5 protein-coding genes and 2 pseudogenes are annotated in these 3,575 nt (G+C 62.8%); 4 read left to right on the top strand and 3 right to left on the bottom strand.

Features of this window, described 5'->3' with window-relative positions; all coding sequences use genetic code 11:
* A pseudogene (locus EN893_RS24305) lies at window positions 1-609 on the bottom strand (osmolarity sensor protein EnvZ); the annotation flags it as partial.
* Window positions 606-1,322, bottom strand: a complete 717-nt coding sequence (locus tag EN893_RS24300) for a response regulator transcription factor (RefSeq protein ID WP_127266559.1) — start codon at window positions 1,320-1,322, stop codon at window positions 606-608. The pseudogene EN893_RS24305 and the gene EN893_RS24300, both read right to left, overlap by 4 nt.
* A gap of 252 nt (window positions 1,323-1,574) precedes the next feature.
* Between EN893_RS24300 and EN893_RS24295 the strand changes: the two genes are divergently transcribed.
* From EN893_RS24295 to clpS, 4 genes are all read left to right on the top strand, one after another.
* The gene (locus EN893_RS24295) at window positions 1,575-1,877 is read left to right on the top strand and encodes a hypothetical protein (RefSeq protein ID WP_127266560.1); all 303 of its coding nucleotides are present in this window, start codon (window positions 1,575-1,577) and stop codon (window positions 1,875-1,877) included.
* Between the two features lie 39 nt (window positions 1,878-1,916).
* Window positions 1,917-2,150: a hypothetical protein gene (locus EN893_RS24290; protein WP_013529962.1), complete on the top strand. Its 234-nt coding sequence runs from the start codon at window positions 1,917-1,919 to the stop codon at window positions 2,148-2,150.
* A 172-nt stretch (window positions 2,151-2,322) separates the two neighbouring features.
* Window positions 2,323-2,688, top strand: a complete 366-nt coding sequence (locus tag EN893_RS24285; protein ID WP_127266561.1) for a hypothetical protein — start codon at window positions 2,323-2,325, stop codon at window positions 2,686-2,688.
* 240 nt (window positions 2,689-2,928) lie between these two features.
* Complete coding sequence (gene clpS, locus EN893_RS24280; protein WP_127266562.1) at window positions 2,929-3,234, top strand: ATP-dependent Clp protease adapter ClpS; 306 nt, start codon at window positions 2,929-2,931, stop codon at window positions 3,232-3,234.
* A 2-nt stretch (window positions 3,235-3,236) separates the two neighbouring features.
* Here clpS and EN893_RS24275 read toward each other — a convergent pair.
* Window positions 3,237-3,575 (bottom strand): annotated as a pseudogene (locus tag EN893_RS24275) (hypothetical protein); the annotation flags it as partial.

Below are 3,575 nucleotides of genomic sequence, written 5' to 3'. Positions count from 1 at the left end.
GATCACCACCAGCCCTGCGATCAGCGAATAGAGCGGCAGGCTGTCGAAGCTCAGGATCGGGCCGACCGGCGTGATCGGCTCGGTGAAGTTCAGCCATTGGCCGTCGGCGAAGCGCAGCGAGGCCGTCAGCTTGTCGCTCTGGGCGAAGTCGGCGGCCAATACCAGAAGGTCGCGCTCGACCTGGCCGATGTCGGGTCCCGGGGCCGTGCCGTCCGCGTCATCGGCCTCGCGCGTCGCCGGATCGCGGCGTACGCGTGCATCGGTGATGCCGAATTTCGACAGCCTGCCGACGAGGATGTCTTCGAGTTCGGCCAGTTCGTCGTCACCGGCGATCGACGAAGTGACCGCCGGTGTGTCCGAAACGGTGAGCGCATAGGTTGAATTGAACAGGCCGCTCGCCGTCGCCTTGCGCTCGTCCGGACTGGCGTCATGCATGAGCTGCACCAGCGAGAAGGCACGGTCGTTGAGCCGGTAGAGGTCGACGGCGTCGTTGGCGGCGGCGCGGTCGCGCGATACGATGTAAAGGGTCGCGACCTGGCTGATCAGCAGGCCGGCAATGACGATCAGCAGCACCCAGACAGGCAAGGTCTGCGGCAGGAAACGCCTCATTCGGAGGTCGTTTCGGGCAGGAACTGGTAGCCGCCGCTGCGCACGGTCAGGATCAGCTTGGGCGTTTTGGGGTCGTCTTCCATCTTGCGCCGCAACCGGCTGACCAGGATGTCGATGCTGCGGTCGAAGGAATAGTCGCTGTCGCCGCCGGACAGTTCGATGAGCTGGTCGCGGGTCAGCACGCGCTGCGCGCTCTTGACGAAGGTCTGCAGCAGGTTGAATTCGGCCATGGTCAGCTCGACCCTGACATCGTCGGGTGCGATCAGCCGGCGCCGAGCACAGTCCATCGTCCAGCCGGCGAAGCGGTAGATCTGCTTGGTGGTGGCGCGCTTGGGCTCGGCGGCGCCATTGCGCCTGAGCACGGCGCGGATGCGCGCCAAAAGCTCGCGCGGGTCGAAGGGTTTGGGCACATAGTCGTCGGCGCCCATTTCCAGGCCGACGACGCGATCGGTCGTCTCGGTGACGGCGGTCAGCATGATGATCGGCGTCGAGTACTGGGCGCGCAGGTCGCGGCACAGCTCCAGCCCGCTCTTGCCGGGCAGCATCACGTCAAGGACGATGAGGTCCACCTGGACGCGCCGCAGGATGGTCTCCATCTCGACACCGTCGGCGGCAACCGAGGTGTGCAGGCCCCGCTTCTGGAAGAATTCCTGCAGCAGGTCGCGGATGCCCTTGTCGTCGTCGACGATCAGTATGTGTGCGTCGGATTTCACAGCAGCCCTGTCATTGTTGCCAAGCCCTTCTGTCTTTGATTGCCAAGCCCTTCTGTCACAACCCACACGATAGAATTCAGGCCATATGTTGGCCAGTGGCTATGATGGGTTCACACCGGCTTTCTCAGACACAATCCAGAAACAAAATTCTACAGTTCAGAAAAACTCCTGAAAAATTTCAAGGGCATAACTGGTCTCGTGGCGGTCAGGTCATCGGCTGCGACGCTAGTCTCCGGGTTTACGGATAAACCGATGCCAAGGTTGTCGATCAGTTTGTTGGGTGCGTTGCTGGGCTTCTGCCTGGTCACTGCCGCTGTCGGACAATCGGACGCAAAGGTGACGCTCACAACCCGGAGCGAACGGTGCGCCAATCTCAGCCACCAATTTGATGAAGCCCTCGAAACCCACGCCACGGCAACGCAGGTCACCGCGGCAAAGGCACTTCAGAGAAAGGGCAACCGGTACTGCGCCGCCAAGAAACAGGCGCAGGGCATCCGGATGCTCGCCAATGCTTTGAAGCTGCTTGGAGTGACGCCGAACGACCCGGTTCAGTAACACTCAGAAACTTGACCCGCATAAAAAGGAAACGAAGCCATGAAAAAGTCCATCCTCTCCGCCACCGGTCTCGCCGTCGCTCTGGCTTTCGCGATGCCGGCTCTCGGCAACGCCGCCGCCACCACGACCGCTGCTCCGGCTGCTTCGACGACCACAGCTCCGGCGACTGCCGCTCCGGCCAAGGCTGCTCCGAAGAAGGTCGTCAAGAAGACCGTCAAGAAGCACAAGAAGGCTGCCGAGAAGGCCGTCAAGAAGGACGCCCCGAAGACGTAATCAGGTCCGGCATAAAATGCCGGCTGTTGGCCAAGGACGCTCCAGCTGGTTTCGGCTGGAGCGGCCTTCTTCCTGTCCGAGCGCTGAAGCCCTGACGAAGTCTGGCACCGGCAGCTTCCGCCTCGACTGACACTTAACCCGTTTGCAACGCCGGCCGTGTAGGACAATCCGCATGAAGAAGCGGCTTTCGTCCATTTTGCGCTCGATGGTGATCGGCGGCCTGGTTGCCACCGGCGTCGCCAGGGTGCTGATCCTGTTCACCGCCAGCCCGGTGCCCGATCCGGCCACCGGACGCACCGAGCCTTCGCTGTTCGCGCCGGCGATTTCCACCAACTGGGACTACATCACGCCGGCACAGACCTGGCTGCTGATCGTGCTGACAGGCGCGACGTTGATCTGCGTCGCCGCGTGGCCGATCACGGTCTGGCTGGAACGCCGGGCGGATGCGGGTGGAAACCGCTTTCACCCCGATATCCGGCCCGCCACGACCGCGCGGCAGATTCCCAGCCGCCGCATGTTCGGCCGCCAGGGCCGTTGAACGGCAACCGACACTTTCCCACATGATTGTGAATGGCCGCGTCGGCGGACACTGGTTTTCGCGCGTCGACCAAAATGGACGACCGCTTTCGCTGGTGCCAGAATGGCGGCAGGGTTGCTACGCCAGAGCAATTCACCGTTTCGTGGAAACGGCGAACCGTTCTGATCCTTTGTCTTGACGCAATTCCGGGCGGAAAACCGTTTTACACTTTTCCTGGAATTGCTCTAACTGTCGGTTCCAATGCCTGAAATCACCACAAAACCGCGCGTCCAGGTCAAGCCGCAGATCGAACGGCCAAAGCTCTACAAGGTCATCCTCATCAATGACGATTTCACGCCGCGCGAATTCGTCGTGACGGTGCTGAAGGGTGAGTTCAAACTCAGCGAAGACCAGGCGCATCGGGTGATGATCACCGCGCATCGTCGCGGCGTCTGCGTCGTCGCCGTGTTCACCAGGGATGTCGCCGAGACCAAGGCGACGCGCGCCACCGATGCCGGCAAGGCCAAGGGCTATCCGCTGATGTTCAAGACGGAGCCGGAGGAGTAGCTCTACCGTCCTTCGCGGTACCACATCGAACCCATTGCCAGAAGCAGCAGGCCGAGGCCGAGGAAGCCGCCGAACAGCGGCACGCGCGAGACGGCCTTGAGCACGCTGTCGTCCGTGGTGCGCAGTCCGATCCAGTCGTTGCCGGACGCGGCACCAGCCGAGCGCACAGGCACGATGGAGGGTAGCGTCACGTCGCTGCCAAGGGCTGCGGACGACGCCAGCCGGCGCACGCTGCCGCCGGTGGCTTCAGCCGGCGCCTTCAGCCGGCTTTCGGTGGAAATGACGTCGGCGAATTCCGGGGCGTTGACCGGCCCGACATGGGCGAGCGCGGTGAGGTCGCC

It is taken from the genome of Mesorhizobium sp. M7A.F.Ca.CA.004.04.2.1, from assembly GCF_004022825.1.
Lineage (GTDB): Bacteria > Pseudomonadota > Alphaproteobacteria > Rhizobiales > Rhizobiaceae > Mesorhizobium.
Note: the sequence above shows the minus strand (reverse complement) of the source record. Positions and strands in the feature narration are given on the sequence as shown.

Excerpts from the sequence above, each read along its gene's own strand:
- EN893_RS24295 (WP_127266560.1), top strand. The coding sequence starts at position 1,575 with ATGCCAAGGTTGTCGATCAGTTTGTTGGGTGCGTTGCTGGGCTTCTGC.
- EN893_RS24290 (WP_013529962.1), top strand. The coding sequence starts at position 1,917 with ATGAAAAAGTCCATCCTCTCCGCCACCGGTCTCGCCGTCGCTCTGGCT.
- EN893_RS24285 (WP_127266561.1), top strand. The coding sequence starts at position 2,323 with ATGAAGAAGCGGCTTTCGTCCATTTTGCGCTCGATGGTGATCGGCGGC.
- clpS (WP_127266562.1), top strand. The coding sequence starts at position 2,929 with ATGCCTGAAATCACCACAAAACCGCGCGTCCAGGTCAAGCCGCAGATC.